The 17,050-nt window shown below is 68.8% G+C and carries 13 protein-coding genes and 5 pseudogenes; 9 read left to right on the top strand and 9 right to left on the bottom strand.

Translation table 11 applies throughout. The annotated features are described in order from the left end of the window. Positions 1–71 precede the first annotated feature (71 nt). The 4 genes from ACL06G_RS18480 to ACL06G_RS18465 all read right to left on the bottom strand — a co-directional run bounded on the left by ACL06G_RS18480 (position 72) and on the right by ACL06G_RS18465 (position 4,659). On the bottom strand, positions 72–1,772 hold the full coding sequence (locus tag ACL06G_RS18480; RefSeq protein ID WP_412787514.1) for an acetolactate synthase large subunit: 1,701 nt from the start codon (positions 1,770–1,772) through the stop codon (positions 72–74). Positions 1,773–1,851: 79 nt separating this feature from the next. Beyond that, positions 1,852–2,835 carry an AraC family transcriptional regulator gene (locus ACL06G_RS18475; RefSeq protein ID WP_412836358.1) on the bottom strand — a complete coding sequence of 328 codons (984 nt, stop codon included), beginning with the start codon at positions 2,833–2,835 and terminating at the stop codon, positions 1,852–1,854. Positions 2,836–2,840: 5 nt separating this feature from the next. Then, on the bottom strand, positions 2,841–3,926 hold the full coding sequence (locus ACL06G_RS18470; protein ID WP_412836357.1) for an NAD-dependent epimerase/dehydratase family protein: 1,086 nt from the start codon (positions 3,924–3,926) through the stop codon (positions 2,841–2,843). Between the two features lie 145 nt (positions 3,927–4,071). Further along, positions 4,072–4,659, bottom strand: a complete 588-nt coding sequence (locus ACL06G_RS18465; protein WP_412836356.1) for a hypothetical protein — start codon at positions 4,657–4,659, stop codon at positions 4,072–4,074. Positions 4,660–4,931: 272 nt separating this feature from the next. Between ACL06G_RS18465 and ACL06G_RS18460 the strand changes: the two genes are divergently transcribed. The 4 genes and pseudogenes from ACL06G_RS18460 to ACL06G_RS18445 all read left to right on the top strand — a co-directional run. Next, on the top strand, positions 4,932–5,540 hold the full coding sequence (locus ACL06G_RS18460) for a TetR/AcrR family transcriptional regulator (protein ID WP_412836355.1): 609 nt from the start codon (positions 4,932–4,934) through the stop codon (positions 5,538–5,540). Then, positions 5,537–6,619, top strand: coding sequence for a DMT family transporter (locus tag ACL06G_RS18455; RefSeq protein WP_412836354.1), 1,083 nt, complete (start codon positions 5,537–5,539; stop codon positions 6,617–6,619). Before ACL06G_RS18460 ends, ACL06G_RS18455 begins: the two co-directional genes overlap by 4 nt. A 172-nt stretch (positions 6,620–6,791) precedes the next feature. After that, entirely contained in the window at positions 6,792–8,345 is a 1,554-nt protein-coding gene (locus tag ACL06G_RS18450; RefSeq protein ID WP_412836353.1) for a hypothetical protein, read from the top strand. A gap of 64 nt (positions 8,346–8,409) precedes the next feature. Beyond that, positions 8,410–8,577 (top strand): annotated as a pseudogene (locus ACL06G_RS18445) (aminoglycoside phosphotransferase); the annotation flags it as partial. 36 nt (positions 8,578–8,613) lie between these two features. Here the strand turns inward: ACL06G_RS18445 and ACL06G_RS18440 are convergent. The 3 genes and pseudogenes from ACL06G_RS18440 to ACL06G_RS18430 form a co-directional block, all read right to left on the bottom strand. Further along, positions 8,614–9,800, bottom strand: a pseudogene (locus ACL06G_RS18440) (IS3 family transposase). 134 nt (positions 9,801–9,934) lie between these two features. After that, complete coding sequence (locus ACL06G_RS18435) at positions 9,935–10,963, bottom strand: hypothetical protein (RefSeq protein WP_412836352.1); 1,029 nt, start codon at positions 10,961–10,963, stop codon at positions 9,935–9,937. After that, positions 10,960–11,433, bottom strand: coding sequence for a hypothetical protein (locus ACL06G_RS18430; RefSeq protein WP_412836351.1), 474 nt, complete (start codon positions 11,431–11,433; stop codon positions 10,960–10,962). The genes ACL06G_RS18435 and ACL06G_RS18430 overlap by 4 nt, the downstream gene beginning before the upstream one ends. A gap of 348 nt (positions 11,434–11,781) precedes the next feature. Between ACL06G_RS18430 and ACL06G_RS18425 the strand changes: the two genes are divergently transcribed. Together ACL06G_RS18425 and ACL06G_RS18420 are read left to right on the top strand one after the other, a co-directional pair. After that, a complete protein-coding gene (locus ACL06G_RS18425; protein ID WP_412836350.1) occupies positions 11,782–12,327 on the top strand; it encodes a hypothetical protein in 546 nt (181 codons plus the stop codon). Positions 12,328–12,419: 92 nt separating this feature from the next. Then, positions 12,420–12,590: pseudogene (locus tag ACL06G_RS18420) on the top strand (RNA polymerase sigma factor); the annotation flags it as partial. Here the strand turns inward: ACL06G_RS18420 and ACL06G_RS18415 are convergent. Together ACL06G_RS18415 and ACL06G_RS18410 are read right to left on the bottom strand one after the other, a co-directional pair. Further along, positions 12,588–13,677: pseudogene (locus ACL06G_RS18415) on the bottom strand (IS630 family transposase). The pseudogenes ACL06G_RS18420 and ACL06G_RS18415 overlap by 3 nt on opposite strands. A gap of 83 nt (positions 13,678–13,760) precedes the next feature. Then, the gene (locus tag ACL06G_RS18410) at positions 13,761–14,309 is read right to left on the bottom strand and encodes a hypothetical protein (RefSeq protein ID WP_412836349.1); all 549 of its coding nucleotides are present in this window, start codon (positions 14,307–14,309) and stop codon (positions 13,761–13,763) included. 148 nt (positions 14,310–14,457) lie between these two features. Here ACL06G_RS18410 and ACL06G_RS18405 point away from each other — a divergent pair. The 3 genes and pseudogenes from ACL06G_RS18405 to ACL06G_RS18395 all read left to right on the top strand — a co-directional run. Further along, positions 14,458–14,941 (top strand): annotated as a pseudogene (locus tag ACL06G_RS18405) (IS701 family transposase); the annotation flags it as partial. A 264-nt stretch (positions 14,942–15,205) separates the two neighbouring features. Beyond that, positions 15,206–16,327: an IS630 family transposase gene (locus ACL06G_RS18400; RefSeq protein WP_412836348.1), complete on the top strand. Its 1,122-nt coding sequence runs from the start codon at positions 15,206–15,208 to the stop codon at positions 16,325–16,327. Between the two features lie 46 nt (positions 16,328–16,373). After that, positions 16,374–16,946, top strand: a complete 573-nt coding sequence (locus tag ACL06G_RS18395; protein ID WP_412836347.1) for a S1 RNA-binding domain-containing protein — start codon at positions 16,374–16,376, stop codon at positions 16,944–16,946. The last annotated feature ends 104 nt before the right edge of the window (positions 16,947–17,050 follow it).

The raw sequence follows: 17,050 nt of genomic DNA, 5'->3' as shown, positions 1-17,050 counted from the left end.
CGGGGCCGCCGTCGGCGACGAGCCCTCGGGTCCGGACCTCTCCGTTGTCGCGGCCGACGGGAGCGGAGCGGTCAGAACGGCCCGTCAAGCGCGCCGAGCCGATCGGTCAGCCGAAGGTTCTCCCGATAGTCGACCGGACAGGCGATGACCGACACACCGTCGTCGTCCAGAGCCCGCCGCAAGGTCGGCAGCAGTTCGTGGGCCGCTTCGACCCGGTAGCCGTGTGCGCCGAAACTCTCCGCGAGAGCGGCGAAATCGGGGTTGCCGAAACGCGTGTGGCTGTGCCGGCCGAGTTCCAGTTCCATCTTCCACGTGATCAGCCCGTACTCCTCGTCGACGAGCACCAGCACCACGACGGACACCTCCTCGCGGACCGCCGTCTCCAGCTCCTGGGAGTTCATCAGGAACGCACCGTCACCGGTCACGGCCAGCACCTTCCGCTCCGGACGTGCCAGTTTCGCTGCGATCGCTCCGGGCAGGGCGAACCCCATGGTCGACAGGCCGTTCGAGAGCAGGCACGTGTCCGGGGCGAAAGTCGGGTAGAGGCGGGCCATCCACATCTTGCCGGCCCCGGTGTCGGCGAGGACGATGTCCTCCCGGCCGAGCGCAGCCCGGACGTCGGCCACCACGCGCTGCGGCACCAGCGGGCAGGCGTCGTTGCTCCGCCCGTAGGCCAGTTCTTCGGCCAGCAGGGAGCGGACGCGACCCTCCGAGGATGTCGCGGACCCGAGCCCTCCCGGCAGCGCGGCGGCAAGCGCGTCCAGGCCGGAGGACAGATCGCCCTCCACGCCTACGGTGACGGGGTAGTGCGCGTCCGCCTCGACGGGGAAGCGGTGCAGATGCACGATCTGCTTGTCACCGTCCGGGTTGATCTTCACGGGGTCGAACTCCTGGAGCTCGTAGCCCACGCAGAGGAGCAGGTCCGCCGAGTCGAAGCCGAAGTTCGCGTAGTCGTGACGCATGAACCCCACCGCTCCCAGGGCATTCGGGTGATCGTCGGGGAACACGCCCTTTCCGTGAAAGGTGGTCGCCACAGGGACGTCGAGATGCTCGGCGAAACGCACCAGCGCCTCCGACGCGCCTGCTCGGGCGGCGCCGTGACCGGCGAGCACGACGGGTCTGCGGGCCGCTCCGACCGCCTCGGCGGCACGTCTGATCTGCGCGACGGACGGACTGTCCGCATGCACGCGGTCGATCTGCAAGGGAGCGAGCGAGCGCGGGACTTCCGAGGCCTCCACGTCCTCCGGCACCGCAACGAACACTGCTCCCGGACGCTCGCTCCGCGCGACCTTGAAGGCCTTCCGCACCATCTCCGGAACCGCTGCGGGGCTCTGGACCCGTGCCGCCCACTGTGTCACCGGGGCGAACATCGACACCAGGTCAATGACCTGGTGCGACTCCTTGTGGATGCGGCTCAGGGCACCTTGCGCCGCCAGCGCCACCACGGGCGCGCTGTTCGTCGTCGCGTCCGCCACTCCCAGGAGCAGGTTGATCGCTCCGGGGCCCAGTGTCGCGGAGCACACTCCCGGCCGGCCGGTGAGTCGCCCGTGGAACTCGGCCATGAACGAGGCCGCCTGCTCGTGGCGCACCAGGACGTACCGGATCGCGGAGGTGTTCAGCGCGTCGACGAGATGGATGTTCTCCTCTCCGGGAATTCCGAAGACGTGCGTCACTCCCTCTGCCTCCAGGCAGCGCACCAGGAGGTGCGCGACATCTCCGTGCTGCGCGGGCGTTCCGGGAGTGCGGGATGCCGAGGTGCCATCAGTACCCATGTTCGTGAACGTAGGTACCGCTGTCGAAACGAACCAGGCATCGACGCCCGGCCGGGTGAGGCACTCGCACGTCCGGCGGTCAGGGCGAGGCGTGCAGGCGCAGACCGCGCGGCGTCTCTCCTGTCCAGTTCCGCAGGGAGCGGTGGAAGGAGGTCAACTCGTCGTACCCGACCAGAAACGCGATGTCGGGATAGGACAGGGTGGATCGCTGCAGATAGGCCCGTGCAAGCCGTTCCCGCGTGTGCGCGAGGACCTCCTGGAACGACGTCCCCTCGGCTTCGAGGCGGCGTTGCAGGGTTCGGGGGCTGGTCGCGAGTTCCGCGGCCGTTTCTGCCAGTGTGCGGCGCGCCGGAAGACAGCGGAGCAGTGCCGCGTGGGTGCGTTCGGACCAGGCCGCGGACTGCTCGAGGTCGTGCAGGCGACTGCGCAGTTGTGGCTCCAGCTCCTCCCACAGGCCGTGGTGGCCGCAGACGAACGGCCGATGCATGTCGACCTGGGAGAACACGATCTCCGCCCTGTGCCCCGGCGTGAACACCACTCCGTCGAGGAACGACTCGACCGCTTCCTGCCTGCGGGGAGGTACGGGAATCGTGACGCGTGCGGGTCGTACCCGTACGCCGGTCGCCAGTCGGGCGAACGCCACCCAGAACAACAACTCGAACCGTTCCAGCACGGAAGGTGGCGTGAACGGAGCCCGGGGGCGCAGCGCGATCCTCAGCCCGTTGTTCGTCCGCACGTCCAGAGCCACCGGATACACCAGCCGCTTGTACGCGGCGATGCGCTCCGCCGCCTGAGCCACATCACGACTCGCCAGTCCTGCGCGGACGGGAACGTCGAGTTCGTCGGCCGACACCGCTTCGGCAGCCCGGATCGCGAAGTCCGGCCCCGGGGACAGCGCCTCGGCAGCCTCCCAGAGCGCGAAGAAGTCCTCCGCGCGGATCCGCACCCCGGGAGGCTGCAGGAGGCCGGCCGGTAGCCCTGCGCGCCTCAGCACCGCCGCAGGGTCCAGCCCCAGCGAGGCAAGCGTGCCCCGCCACGCGGGATTGACGGCGTAGGTCGACATGACGGTCACCCGCGGCCCGAGAGCCCACCCCTCACCACGAGTTGTTCGAACATCTCCTCCATCGACTCTTCCAGCGGCCGGTACACCATGCCCAGCTCCCTCCGGCTCTTCGTGTTGTCCGCGTGCCACTCCACGCCGACATTTCGGCTGACGAACCGGCGTGTGAGGCCGGCGGCCGGTGCCGCGAGCCAGACGAGCGGCTTCGGCAAGGCCCGCCGGGGGAGGGGGAATCGGTCCCCGAACCGGGGCAGCAGGGTGCGGCCCAGGGCGAGCAGGTCCGTGTCGTGCCCGGAGAGAATGTGGCGCCCGCGGGCGTCGGGGGAGTAGGCGGCGGCGATGTGCGCCCGGGCGACGTCCCGCACGTCGACGACGCCCAGACCGGCACGAGGAGCCCCGAGGCGGAGCGTGCCGTCGCCGAGTTGCCGGACGATGGAGAAGCTCTCCGAGGTCGGTTCGGCGTTGACGGACGGCCCGATGACCAGTGAGGGGTTGACGACGACGAGGCGCCAGCGGTCCTGCGCCCCCGCGAGGTCCCAGGCAGCCTTCTCCGCCAGCACCTTGGAGTAGCTGTACGGCTGGTACTCCAGCGAGGCGGTGCTGTTCCAGACGTCCTCCGTCAGCCGCCCGCCGGGTGCGTCGGCGCAGTCGACCGCGTCCGTGTAGATCGCGGCGCAGGAGGAGGTGAGCACCACCCGCTGTACCGACGGTGTCGCGTTCGCGCTCTCCAGCACGGTGCGGGTGCCTTGGACCGCCGGATCGACCAGCTCGCGCTGTGGATCGTCCACCTGGGTCGTGAACGGTGACGCAGTGTGGAACACGATCCGGCAGCCGTCCATCGCCTCGGCGTAGGAACCGTCCTTCAGCAGGTCCGCGGAGAAGAACCGGATCTCGCCCGGTGCCTTCTCGGCCAGCTCGACGAGATGCTGGATCTTCGCAGTGTTGCGGGAGTCGCGGACCGCGGCATGCACCGTGACCCCTGCGTCGAGCAGCCCCTTCACGAGCCATCCCGCGACGTATCCCGTCGCGCCGGTGACCAGCACCGGGGCGGTGGTGTCGACGTTCACACCGGTCACATCTGGTTCTTCACGCATGACGGCAGCCTACGGCGCCCCACGACCCTCACTTTGTCGAATCCCGCCAATCCCGAGAAGGCGTGGCGGGTTGCTTTTCCGGAACCGGCCCCCGCGGGATCGGCTGGATGCGGGTCGGTGACCGGGGACCGCAGCCCCGGAGACATCAGCCGCGGACAGCGACGAGCACGTTCCGCTCGTTTCCTCCTTCGACGGTGACTTCCTTCACCGTCCCGAGCCCCTCGGCGAAGTACTTGTGGTCCACAACGTCGGGCTCCAGCGGTGTCCATTCCTTCGTCTGCAGGACACGACCGAACGAGCGGTGCGGGACATCGACCTCCGCACGGGTGTTGATGACCTCGAAGTGATCCTCGGCCCGGCCCTCGAGGTTCTCCTGGCGCCCGCCGTCACCCTTCGCGGGGTGAGCGGTCATGAAGATCCCCGGGCCCGCTCCGTCGCGCCCCGCGCGCCAGGTGCCGTCGGTGGAGACCATGTTCCCCCGATGGTCGAGCTCGGCGGTGTCCTCGCCGAAGTACCAGACGTTGCCGCTGCCGTCCTGCGCGTAGTAGTCGCGGGTGGTCCCCACCAGGTTCCCGCGGGCGTACAGGCGGTCCAGCACCACCCGGCAGCGAACACCGTCGATGTTCCGAGTCCGCTCCGAGACGGTGAGGTACTCCTTCGTCCTCTCGCCGTCCTTCACCCCGGTGTACACCAGAGTGCGCCCGGGCGGCAGCGGGAACCAGCGATTGTCCACCGTCGCTGAAATGCCGGGAAGCAGTGGTCGCCCCCTTGGGGGACGGGGATCCGGAGTCTTCCGGTGCCGTGCCCGTCGAGCCCGAGGTGCACGCCGCCAGACCGATAACCGGCGCCGGTGAGTGCGATCAGCAACACCCTCCTCATGGAGCAGCCCTTCCTTCCGCCGCCGACGGCCTCCGGCGCCATCGTGCAGCGAGCCCGCCGAAACGGCATCCGATCGCATCCTGTCCTATGTAGACTGACCTACCTACCGGGAGAAGGGGAAGTGCGATGCCCGAGAACGACACGTCTGCACCCCGCCACGCGAAGCGGCGCGAGCCGGCACGCGAACGGCTGCTCGCCGCCGCAGCGCGCCGCTTCTACACGGACGGCGTGGCCGCGACGGGAATCGACACGCTCACCGCCGAAGCAGGCGTCGCGAAGATGAGCCTGTACAACAACTTCTCCTCCAAGGAAGAACTGGTACTGGCCTACCTCGACGCCCGACACGAGGAATGGCTGGAGCTGTACCGGCGTCGAGCGGCGGGAGCAGCGACCGGCCGCGACGGCGTCCTGGCCGTCTTCGACGCGTACGCCGACCATGCGGAGTCCGCGCACGCACACGCGTTCCGTGGATGCGGTCTGCTGAACGCGGCCGCTGAGCTTCCGGCAGGACACCAAGGCCGCACCGTGACGCGCCGGCACAAGGAAGACGTCGAGGCCCTCCTCCTCGGACACCTCGAGAACCTCCTCCCCGACCAGCCCGGGAAAGCCCGCGCAATGGCGGAACACCTGGCGTTCCTGCTCGAGGGCGCCATGGCACGCGCCGGCCTGGAGGGGACGCCCGCCCGGATGGAGCACGCGCGGGCACTGGCGGCGGACCTGCTGGAGCGCATATGAGCCCCACGGCCGGGAAGGTTTCCGGGCCGGTGGGCGCAGGGCCGCTCTGCATCCTCGCCGCATCGGTGCTGTGGGGCACCACAGGCACCGCTGCCACGTTCGCTCCGCAAGTCGGCCCGCTGGCCGTCGGAGCCGCAGCCATGGGAGTGGGAGGACTCCTCCAAGGCCTCGTGGCCGCACCCCGAATCCGTCGGGAGGCGCATCGCCTGCGCGCGCAGCGTGGAAGGGTGCTGCTCGGCGCACTGGCCGTGGGCCTCTACCCCCTGGCCTTCTACAGCAGCATGCACCTGGCCGGAGTGGCAGCGGGCAGCGTGGTCTCGATCGGTTCTGCCCCGATCGCCTCGGCCGTCATCGAACGCCTCGTCGAGGGTCGCCGCTTCACGCGCCGCTGGACAACCGGTGCCGTCCTGGGCGTGTCCGGGACCGTCCTGCTGACCCTCGCCCAGGCTGCACGCACACATCCCGGCGAAGGAAGCCGCTCCGCCGGCGATGCCGTGCTCGGCCTGTCCCTCGCCCTGGTGGCCGGAGTCAGCTACGCGCTGTACTCCTGGACCGCCCGCCGTCTGCTCAAGGGCGGCACCACTCCGCCGGCCACCATGGGAGCCCTCTTCGGCCTCGGCGGCGTGCTCCTTCTCCCGTTGTTGGTGATCGTCGGAGACCCTCTGGTCGAATCGTGGCCGAACGCAGCAGTCGGGACATACATGGCGCTCGTCCCCATGTTCCTCGGCTACACGCTGTTCGGCCGGGGCCTGGCGCACGTGCCGGCGAGCACGGCGACCACGCTCTCCCTCCTCGAGCCCGCCGTAGCAGCGGTTCTCGCAGTCCTGGTCGTGGGCGAGCGTCTCTCTCCTCCGGGGTGGGGCGGTATCACCCTGCTCCTGGGCGCGCTCGCCGTCTTCACCGCACCCCCGCGCCGGTCGACCGATGCCCACACCGTGGCAGTGCCCGATCCCGTGACGCCCGATCGGCTGCCCCCGCCCGCGCAGGCCCCGCGCGAACCTGCGAACCTCGGGCACACGAAGACCGATCACCTCCCGGTCGATGGCTTTCCCCGCCGTGGACGCGAAGCAGGTACCTGACCTCCGCACCTCCACCCCGCGGCCCGAAACGTCCGCAGGCCCGGTCGAGTGGGTCGGGCGTCGCCCGGGACTGCGACAGCGGCCAACCGTGGAAGAGCCGCGGAATGATCTGCCCACCTCCCGCGGACGGCTGCCGCTGATGTGGCCCGTTCGCACCGAAACTCCGAGTCCGGTGTCGGTCGCCGATCCCAGCCCGACAGCTTCTCGGCCCGGCGCCGCGCTGCCGCTGGCCGCCGTCGCCGTGCTCTATACCGTGGCGCAACTGGCGCTCGTGGTCCCCGGTTCCTACCTGGGATGGGACGAGACGGTCTACATCAGCCAGGTCGGGGGTAACGCTCCCGCCGCGTTCTTCAGCGCACCCCGTGCACGCGGCATCTCCTACCTCGTCGCTCCCGCGGCATCTCTCACGGCCTCGGTGACCGTGCTGCGCGTCTACCTCGCGCTGCTGTCCGGCCTGGGCCTGTTCGTGGCCCTGTGGGCATGGCGGCGCCTGCTGCCCAGCTCGGTCCTGGCCTGGGCGGGTGCTCTCTTCACCGGGTTGTGGATCACACTCTTCTACGGCCCGGAGGCGATGCCGAACCTGTGGAGTGCCCTTGCGTGCCTGACCGCTGTCGGCTGCTTCCTCCGCACCGTGACCGGAGGCCGAACGAACCCGCTGCGGCCCTGCGCAGGTATGGCAGCTGCTACGGCCGTCGCTGCGATGATGCGTCCCGCCGACGGGGGAGTCCTTGCCGCAGTGCTGTTCACCGCGGCCGTGGCCGTGCCGCGCCGGCGTCATCTTCCCGGGGTTTGGGCGGGACTCGCCGGCGGGACGGTCGTCGGCCTCGCCCCCTGGATCGCGGAAGCCCGGACCGACTACGGCGGTCTGCTGGCACGTCTGGAGCGCGCCAGCCAGATCCAGGGCGGCATGGGTGGACACATCGCCCTCGACGATCAACTCGTCAGCCTCCAGGGCTGGCTCCTGTGCCGACCCTGCACCGCTTCGTGGACACAACCCGTCACCGGGCTCTGGTGGCTGGCCCTGCCCGTGTTCGTCGCCTGCGGCGTCCGACTCGCCGTGCGTGCCGGCCGAACCATCCCCGTGGTGCTCGCCGCAGCCACCGGCACCGCCCTGGCACTGCCCTACCTGTTCACCATCGACTACGCAGCTCCCCGATTCCTCCTGCCCGCCTACGCCCTGCTCGCTCTCTCCGTAGCGGAGTGCGTGCGCCGCGTCTTCCACCACCCGGCCGCGAACACCCGCCGCCTGCTCGTGGCAGCCACCCTCGCCGCGCTGCTGGGCCACCAGGCGATCCAGATCTCCGTGCTGCACCGAGCCGTCGCCGGCCAAAGAGCATCCGGCGAACAGTTGACCGCCGCCGCCGAGCGCCTGCACCGACTCGGGGTGCGCCCGCCCTGCACCGTCAGCGGCGTCGACGCCATTCGCCTCGCCTACTACGCGGGATGTGCCTCCCGGCAGATCGGCGGACACGACGGCAGCATCACCCCGGCCGGGCTGCGCCGGCTCGCTCGACACAGGCCCGTGGCCTACACCACGTCCGCTTCACTCGGCCCGACGAGGCCGACGTACACGCAGCAGTGGCAGTCCGCCGAGCTGCCCATGCGGGACTACACCGCACGCGTCTCCCCTTCCGCACGCACGCAGCGCACCGGAAACACCCACACACCCCAGCAAAGGACCGCAGACGATCGCCCGCCCCTGCCCGCGGAGAACCCGAGCGGGTAGGAGCACCACTCCAGAAGACGCGCACCGCACTCGAGGCGTGGGGGCTTGGGCTACTGTTCCACGCATGTCCCGCACCGAGACCGGGATCACAGCGGAGTCCGTCCAGGAGCTGCTGCGTGACCAGCATCCCGACCTGGCCCATCGCCCCGTGACGTTCGGTGCGCATGGCTGGGACAACCAACTCTGGCGGCTCGGCGACGACCTTGCTGTCCGGCTGCCCTGGGCGACTGAGCTGTTCTGGGTTTCGTAGCGGCCGGGTTCGCTGGTTTCAGGCGGCTGCCTGAGGGGTCAGGTTTCGGTTGTGGCGGACCTCGTATTCCTCCGGCGGGAGGTAGTCGAGGGCGGAGTGCAGTCGTTCGCTGTTTCACCAGCCGACCCACTCTACGAGGGCGTGTTCGACCTGCGCCGTGTCACGCCAGGGGCCTTGGTGCTCGATCAGTTCGGCTTTGAAGGTGCCGTTGAGGGCTTCGGCCATCGCGTTGTCGTAGCTGTCGGCGACGGAGCCGACCGAGGCGGCCGCACCGATGTCCGTGAGCCGTTCGCTGTAGCGGATGCTGACGTATTGCGACCCGCGGTCGCTGTGGTGAATCAGCCCGGACCCTTTCCGTATGCCCCTTCGCCACAACGCCATCTCCAGCGCGTCCAGAGGCAGGTCGGTGCGCATGTGGGTGGCCAGCTGCCAGCCGACGATCATCCTGGAGTAGACGTCCAGGACGAAGGCGACGTAGGCCCAGCCCGACCAGGTCCGCACGTAGGTCAGGTCCGCCACCCACAGCTGGTTGGGCCGACTGGCCTCGAAGGTGCGGTTGACCAGGTCCGGTGGCCGCTCGGCGGTGGGTTCCGAGACCGTGGTGCGACGCTTGTGTCCACGGATGATGCCGGTCAGGCCGGCCTGCCGCATCAGCCGTTCGACGGTGCAGCGGGCGGTGGTGATGCCCTCGCGCCGCAGCTGGCGGTAGATCCTTCGGGCTCCGTAGGTGCCACCGGAGGTGTCGTGGATGCGCTGGATGTGGTCGAGGAGGTGTTCGTCGCGTCGGCAGCGAGTGGACTTCGGCCGGCGTCGGCGGGCGTTGTATGCCGAGACGGACAGGTTGAGTTCCCGGCATACCGGCTCGACCCCGAAGTCGTCGCGGAGGTGGTTGATCACCGCGTCGGCCTCGTGCGGGGCTGGTCGAGCTCCTTGGCGAAAAACACCGAGGCGGCCTTGAGGATCTCGTTCGCCCGCCGCAGTTCGGCTGTCTCTTTGCGCAGTCGTGTCAGCTCTTCACGTTCGGAGCTGGACAGCAGGTCGGGGCGGGTGCCCTGGTCGGCTTCGGCCTGACGGACCCATCCGCGCAGGGCTTCCTTGTGGATGCCCAGGTCCTTCGCGACGTGCGCGATCGGGCGGCCTGAGGTCTGGACTTCGCGAACGGCTCGCTCACGCAGTTCGTCGGGGTACTTCCGTGGTGCAGCCATCGGATGCGGTGTCTCCCATCTGCCGAGGCGATGATGCCCGGCTTCAGGGCCGCTACGAAACCCGGTTCAGCTCAAGGAGCGGTCCGGAAGGAAGCCCTGGTCCCTGTTGTACTGCCCGAGTTTGGGTCGCGGCCTTACCGCTTCTTGCCGCGCCAGCGGTCCAGCAGCCCGCGCAAGCTCGTCTTCTTCGCGGCGCGTGCCCCGGCCGGCGTCTCAACCGAAGGAGGTGGGAGGGGGCTTCCCGGGGTGTGGGTGGGGCGGGGCGGATGCGCAGGCATGGGCGGAGCTGGTGGTGCCGCAGCAGCGCCGCCTTTTCCGGGCGCTGCTCGTGCGGCCGAAGCCGTACGGGAGCCGTCGGCAGTCCGATCACCCTGCTGGTGGTCGTGAGGCGGCCCGGGTGGTGCGGTGGGGCCGCTGGGCCAGGCCGGGGTGCCCTGTATGGGCTCTTGCTGCGGCCGGTTGTCTTCCTGCGGGCCGATCGGAGTCCGCGGCGCTGCCGTGGGGCGCGGGCCCTGTCCGGCCGCGGTGCGTCGGCGTGCCGGGCGTCGGGCGAACCCGGACCGGCCGGTGGGTGCTGGGGTGCGGCGCCGCACTGTGGGGCGCTTCTTCGCTCCGGCAGGGCGTCGCCCGGCAGCGCGGCGTTGGTCGGGAGAAAGGGCCGGTGGGCATTCGGGATCGCCGGCGATGCCGGTCTCTTCATCCCAGGTCCAGGAGGCCACGCTCCAGTGCTCTTCGATCCACAACTGGACCTCCTCGGCCGCCTTGCGGGAGAAGATCTTCCACCGGTCGCCTACCGCCAGCACTTGCCTGCCGGGCGTGAGCGGCTCCAGCAGCGTGGGGTGGTCGCTGCGCAGCATGACCTCGACCTTCCGCCCCGACTCTCCGTTCACGGGGGTGATGTCGTGGGCCAGGACTACGAACGGCTTGCCCGTACCGGACTCGCCACGTCGGACAACGGTGCCGTGCACGGCAACGGGGTGCGACAGGCGGCGGCCGTGGGGCTTGGTGGCGGCGACGCGCTGATGCAGGCGGGCCAGGGAGCGGTCGTCGGGGCCGAAGCAGAACGTTTGCCAGGCGAGGGTGCGACTGCCGTGCAGCACCTTGAACCGGCGGACCGCCTCGGGGTCGAAGTCGCACTGCCGCAGGAACCGTGCGATCTTCACCGCGCTGCCCAGCGCCGGGGGAAGCCACGGCCTGGTCGTGGAGATCCGCAGCGCCGTCTTCCCCGCCTCCCCGTCCCGCCCGCATCGTCGACCGGCCGCGCGGGAACCAGGACCTCCTCGTCGGGGAGGGTCAGGCGGAGCGTGCCGTCGGCGGCCACGGACGCCAGCCCGTAGGATCCGCGGGCGATCTCTTCCAGCACCCGCGTCGGGTACAGATCGCACTCCGCATCGTGCTCGCTGCCGGCGGACAGCCGGAAGTACGGCCCGACCAGCTTGCCGTGCTTGGGGTAGGAGCTGACCGGCCGCACCCGCTGCGTGCAGAAAGCACAGGTGAGGGGTTCGACGAACCGGCGCGGCCGGTCATCGATCATGTACGGCCGCACCGTCGTCCCCTCGCGGTCCCTGGCCGTGGTGATCCGGTACCCCTTGCCCGACAACGCTCCACCCCCGTATCCGCTGGTCACGTACACCCAATTGCACCCTGCCGCCCTGAACCCGGACAAGCCGCCTTCAGCTTGGTGCTGTGCCTGTGCACACGCTGATCGGGCCATGGCCCTCGCAGGTACGAAGGCCGGGACAGCCTGCTGCAGCTGTTCCGGGCCACGTCCCATTGCCAACCGGCCGGTCCCACCCACTCCGGCGGGCCTTACCGCGCCTCAACGTCGCCGAAACGATCGCCACACACGGCAGCCTCATGCGTCGAGGTAACGGCTCCGTGGCTGTCGGACACCCCACTTCGACCAGGAGGTCTTGCCCTCAGATGGCAGGAGTTCTACTGTCAGAATTGACAACATCGCTTATTCGGGATGGTGGTTTTCATGGCACGACAGGCGGTGTACCGCTACGACGAGGAGAACAACCCGATCGAGACAGCAGGCTGGTTCGAGCCGGAGCAGGCAGAAGTTGTCGAGGAGGCGAATCCGATGACAGCCGAACGGTTCGACGAACTAGCCCGTAAGGGACGTGCTCGGCGGGTGGTGAAGGAAACGCTCTACCGAACGCCGGAAGGGCGCTGGGTTCATCGTGTGCGTGCGCACGTCGGGCCGGACGGCAATTGGGTGGAGGACGCTGCGCGCGTCGATCCCCGGCTTGGCTCGCGCGCATGCCGGCACCGCTACGTAACCGAGGCCGAGGCTCTTGCCTGGCTGTCCACACATGCGCGAGCGACTGATGTGGCCCGGTTTTTCCCTGAAGAGCCCGAGCGCGGGCCTGGCCGCCCGGAGATCGGACAGCCTGTCCAGGTGCGCTTGGGGAATCTGCTTCCCCTAGTCGACCAATGGGCGGCAGACAGGGGCTACTCCCGGGCGGAGGCGATCCGACGCCTGCTGCTGCATGGGCTGGGCCACGCTGGCGGACATCCATAGGCAGCGAGCTCACTCCACCATGCCGCCGCGAGTTCCCGGGAGAAGGACAGAACCGTAGAGAGGGTCTGCTACGACGTAGAGGTGTGACGGAGATGCTGGGCAGAGATCCCTCGACGTCGGAACTCCTGGCCGAGACGACTGAGGGGGACCGGCGGAGTTTTGAGGCGCTGTATCGCCAGTACGCCCCATGGCTGACGACGCGCCTTCGCTACCGATGCGCGGACTCTGCGCAGATCGACGACATCGTTCAAGAGACCTTCCTAGTGTCTTGAGTCGTTAGTTCGTGTGCAGTATGCGGCGAGGGTTTCGAGGATCTCGTCGGCGGTCTTGGTCCACACGAACGGTTTGGGGTTCTTGTTCCACTCGTTGATCCAGCCGCGGATGTCCCGTTCGAGCTCGACGACGCTGCGGTGGGCCGAGCGGCGGAGTTTGCGGCAGGTCAGCTCGGCGAACCAGCGCTCGACGAGGTTGAGCCAGGATGCGGAAGTGGGGGTGAAGTGCAGGGTGGAAGCGAGGGTGTCGCAGCAGCCACTTCTTGACCGCTTCGGTTTTGTGGGTGGCGTAGTTGTCCAGAACCAGATGCAGGTCCAGGTGCTTGGGTACGGCGGCGTCGATGGTCTTCAGGAAGCGGAGGAACTCCTGGTGGCGGTGGCGGCGGTAGTGCTGGGCCATGACCGAGCCGGAGGCGATGTCCAGGGCGGCGAACAGGCTGGTGGTGCCGTGGCGGACGTAGTCGTGCGTCATCCGCGCCGGCGTCGTCGGCGACATGGGCAGCACGGGCTGGGTGCGGTCCAGAGCCTGGATCTGCGACTTCTCGTCCACCGCCAGGACCAGGGCGTTCTCCGGCGGGGCGAGGTAGATGCCCACCACGTCACGGACCTTGGTCACGAACTGCGGGTCGGTGGACAGCTTCCATGTCTGCACGATGTGCGGCTTGAGGCCGAACGCTCGCCAGATCCGGGAGACGGCCGACTGCGACATGCCCGCAGCCTGGGCCATCGACCGCGTCGACCAGTGCGAATCCCCCGAAGGGGGGACCTGGTCGAGGGTCCGGGCGACCAGGGACTCGACCTGTTCGTCCGTGATCCTGCGCGGGGCACCGGAACGCGGAGCGTCGGCCAGCCCCTCAAGACGGGCGGAAGCGAACCTGGACCGCCACTTGCGCACCGTCTCCCGCGAGATACCGAGCTCCTGCGCGATCTGCGCGTTCGGGCGTCCCTCGGCGCACGCCAGCACGATCCTCGCGCGCAGCACCAGGGCCTGCCCCGCGCTCCGCTTGCGCAACCAGCCTCGCAAGACGCGGCGTTCGCGCTCGGACAACTCCAATGACAACGGCTTCGGACCAGGCATCACCCCACCCTATAACCGCCAACCAACTACCGACTCAAGACACTAGTACTCCAGCCGTAGATCGTGACTGGGATGGTGTTGCCTCATGCTCTTCTCGGCTTGCGAGGCTTGCTCCAGTTGCCGTGTGGCCGGTTTCGTGCTCGGGCCAGCATCGCCGCGTCGAACTCGGCCTTGCTTGTCTCTACTCGCGGCTCGGGTTCGAGCACGGCCACGGTTGATCGCCATGGGACGGTCGAGGTCCAGCCGACGAGGGGCATGGTCTCGTTGTAGTGAGGGGCGAACTGCGCGGTGACGAGGGCCGGCATGTGATAGTCCAGGCCCCGCACGTGCTCGATGAATGCCTCGGGGAGCAGGACGTGGTGCGTCTCCACGTAGTGCGGGAGGTCCTGGCGCCATAGCCAGGCGCCGTCGGTGACCAGTGATGAGCAGCCCAGGGAGTGGCGGTGCGCGCTGCCGGTGATGACGTCGTGGCCCCCTTCCATGACGTCGATGAGGACGTGACCGGCGTCCAGGTAGGCCACCAGGTCCGCCTCGTCCGGCTCGCCGACGGGCTGAACGGCATCGCGGATGGGCCCGTTCGGCCGACCGGGGCGGTTGTCGAGTTCGTCGTAGAAGCCCAGCAATCCCAGCACGGCAGCTCCTTCAACGGTAGGCGTTTCCTCTGCTGTACCAGTGGGCGCGGCCACCGTTGATCATCGGTGTGTGAAGACAGAAGATCATGCGGTGGCCGCGGGTCACAGGGTAGACCCCGCCCGCTGGCAGGAGGCGTTCGAGGTCCTGATGGGCCGAATAGCTGGCCGGTTCGGGCGAGTCGAACCCCGGCGCCGGGTGAGGAGCTTGGTGCTGGGGCTGCTGTCGGACCTGCCGCGCAAGAACTTGCTGGAGCATCGTCGAGTGGGTCGGAGAGGCCACTCCGGACGGCATGCAGCACCTGCTGGGGCGAGCCAAATGGGACGCCGACGGTGTGCGCGACGATGTGCGCGCTTACGTACTGGAACATCTGCGCGATGAGGATGCGGTGCTGGTGGTCGACGAGACCGGCGACGTGAAGAAGGGCACCGCAACGGTCGGTGTCCAGCGTCAGTACACCGGCACCGCCGGACGCATCGAGAACAGCCAGGTCGCCGTCTACCTCGCCTACGCCACCGAGCAAGGGCACGCCGCGATCGACCGCGAGCTCTACCTCCCTCGTTCCTGGACCCAGGACCCCGAGCGCTGCCGGGCAGCAGGCATCCCCGCCAGATGTGCCGCCGGATCCCGTCCCGGCCGACCACCGGTGTCCGCTGCAGCACCACCACGGTGGACTCCCGCTGGCCTTCCTGCACCAGGGACTCCACCAGGTCGTAGGAACGCAGCCGCGCCCGCCGCTGCAGCAACTCCGCGGCGTAGCGCTGCACCTCGCCGGCCACCTCCGCACGGACCTCCTCCGTGGTGAGCGCGGCTAGTGCTCTGACCGCATAGGTTGGCCGGTTTGGTGATCGTGGCGGTTGGATGGGTCGTGACGTCCGATCCGACCGCTGGAGGTGCGGTGGCCGAGCCTGTCCGGGTGCGCAGACTGACCGACCAGGAAGGGCAGAAGCTGCAGCAAATCGCGCGCCGGGGCAGCACCAACTCGGTGCGCTACCGGCGCGCGATGATGCTGCTGGCCTCGGCCGGCGGGAACCGGGTGCCCGTGATCGCCCAGCTGGTGCAGGCCGACGAGGACACCGTCCGGGACGTGATCCACCGGTTCAACGAGATCGGCCTGGCCTGCCTGGACCCTCGGTGGGCGGGAGGCCGTCCCCGCCAACTCAGCCCTGAGGACGAAGACTTCGTCATCCAGACGGCCATCACCCGCCCGGCCAAGCTCGGCCAGCCCTTCACCCGCTGGTCCCTGCGCAAGCTCGTCGCCTACCTGCGCAAAGTCCACGGCCGCGTGATCCGGATCGGCCGCGAGGCGTTACGCTGCCTGCTCGCCCGCCGCGGCATCACCTTCCAGCGCACCAAGACATGGAAGGAATCCCCGGACCCCGACCGCGAGGCGAAGCTGGACCGGATCGAGGAGGTCCTCGACCGCTTCCCCGACCGGGTCTTCGCCTTCGACGAGTTCGGCCCGCTCGGGATCCGTCCCACCGCGGGCTCTGGCTGGGCCGAGCAGAATCGTCCCGACCGGCTGCCCGCCACCTACCACCGCACTCACGGCGTGCGGTACTTCCACGGCTGTTACTCGGTCGGCGACGACACCCTGTGGGGCGTCAACCGCCACAGAAAGGGTGCCGCCAACACGCTGGCCGCGCTGAAGTCGATCCGCGCTGCCCGGCCAGACGGCGCCCCGATCTACGTGATCCTGGACAACCTGTCCGCCCACAAAGGCGCCGACATCCGTCGCTGGGCGGGGAAGAACAAGGTCGAGCTGTGCTTCACCCCGACCTATGCATCCTGGGCGAATCCGATCGAAGCCCACTTCGGACCGCTGCGGCAGTTCACCATCGCCAACTCCCACCACCCCAACCACACCGTCCAGACCCGGGCACTGCACGCGTACCTGCGCTGGCGCAACGCCAACGCCCGCCACCGTGACGTCCTGGCCGCCGAACGCAAGGAACGCGCCCGCATCCGCAGCGAGAAAGGCATCCGCTGGGGTGGACGTCCCCTCAAGACCGCAGCGTGAGCGCACTTTCAACCCAGTGCACGGCTCCTCGTGAAAGGCTGGGAGCATGTTGGGTGGACCGTCTGAGAACCCAGAACTCTGGGCCTTCCTGGAATCACTGCACCGCGGCGAACTCCTTTCCGGCACCGTCACGGCGATCGAACGGTTCGGTGTGTTCGTGGCGCTGGACGACGGTCCCGACCATCCGGTCTTCCCCGGCGTCGGATTCATCTCCTTCGCTGAACTGTCCTGGCGGCGTTTCGAGGCAGCCTCCGACGTCGTGCAGATCGGACAGCGCCTCTCATGCGAGTTCCTCCAGTTCGACACGTGGAACCTGGAGGCCAGACTGTCCTTGAAAGCCACACAGCCGGACCCCTTTGAGGTATTCGCCGACACCATCGCGGTGGGGCAGAAGCTCCCTGGCCAGGTCACCAAGCTGATCCCGTTCGGCGTCTTCGTCCAGGTCGCCGACGGAATCGAGGGACTGGTGCACCTGCGAGAGCTCGCCTGGACACCGGTGGAGACTCCATCAGATGTCGTCCAGGTAGGCGACAAGATCACGGTGGTCGTCACCGATATCCACCGAGAGCGACGCAGGATAGCCCTCTCCCGACGACAAGCCTCATCCGCCGGCGTGTGATGCGCTGCCTTCCTGCGACAGATCCCTTGCACGAGTGTTCCTGAACGTCTGCTCAGTCACAGGAAGCACCCTCGCCAGGCCGGTGAACCTTTGCGGTCAGAGCA

It is taken from the genome of Streptomyces callyspongiae (genome assembly GCF_047200695.1).
In the GTDB taxonomy this organism is placed as follows: Bacteria; Actinomycetota; Actinomycetes; order Streptomycetales; family Streptomycetaceae; genus Streptomyces.
Note: the sequence above shows the minus strand (reverse complement) of the source record. Positions and strands in the feature narration are given on the sequence as shown.